The organism is Lysinibacillus sphaericus OT4b.31 (assembly GCF_000392615.1).
GTDB classification, from domain to species: Bacteria; Bacillota; Bacilli; order Bacillales_A; family Planococcaceae; genus Lysinibacillus; species Lysinibacillus sphaericus_B.
Window position 1 is genome coordinate 1 of the sequence record NZ_KB933448.1, and the last position, 859, is coordinate 859.

At 34.1% G+C, this 859-nt stretch carries 1 pseudogene; it reads right to left on the bottom strand.

The window, feature by feature from the left end:
• Positions 1–140 precede the first annotated feature (140 nt).
• Positions 141–859: pseudogene (locus H131_RS24115) on the bottom strand (IS110 family RNA-guided transposase); the annotation flags it as partial.

Below are 859 nucleotides of genomic sequence, written 5' to 3' on the forward strand. Positions count from 1 at the left end.
TTCAACAAAACCAGCCAATAGTTGTCAACTTTTTTTAATAAAAATATTAAAATATCATGTTATACTAAATTTGTGCTTACCAAATAACCGTCCAAATATTGTATTTGGAAAGTTATGGTCCACTTAGTTAAATTGTTTAATCAGGCTAAGTCTTGGAAAGAAGTTTTGTTTTTTAACAGTGCATAAATCCAATGTAAGAGTTTGTTTGCACAAGCTATTACAGCTACTCTAAATGGTTTTCCTTCTTCCCGTTTTTTATCATAAAACGCCCGTAATTTCTTATTACGAGGAAGGATTTCATCCGTTGTTTTCTGTTTACGACAGTCACGAATAGCACATTTAACACCCATATACAAAGCTTGCCGTAGTCTGCTAGAGCCTCTTTTGGTTATTCGATTGTAAGTTCCTTTGAATGTACCAGATTCAAAGACACTTGGATCAAGACCCGCAAATGCGACTAGTTTTTTAGGATGATTAAATCTTTCAATTTCCCCAATTTCAGAAACAATCGTGGCAGCGATTTTTTCGCCGATACCGGGAATTGATCGGATAATCTTAGATTCTTCAATACTTTTTGCTAAAGCATCTATCTCATTTTCAAGCATAGATAGATGTTTTTTGTATTCAAAGAGCTATTAATATACATATCTAAGCTCAGGGCAAGGCTAGAGTATAAGACCTTCTGGAAAGGGTTTTGAGCTGCGGCAATCATTAGCTTTTCAGCCTGTTGATTTGCCCATTTTAGTGAACGAGTATTACAGAATTCTTTAATTTTAGTCGCTAAAGTTTCTGTATCAACTATCAAGACCTCTTCTGAAGTAGGAAATGCTTGTAATGTTTTTAAAGAAACATCTGAATA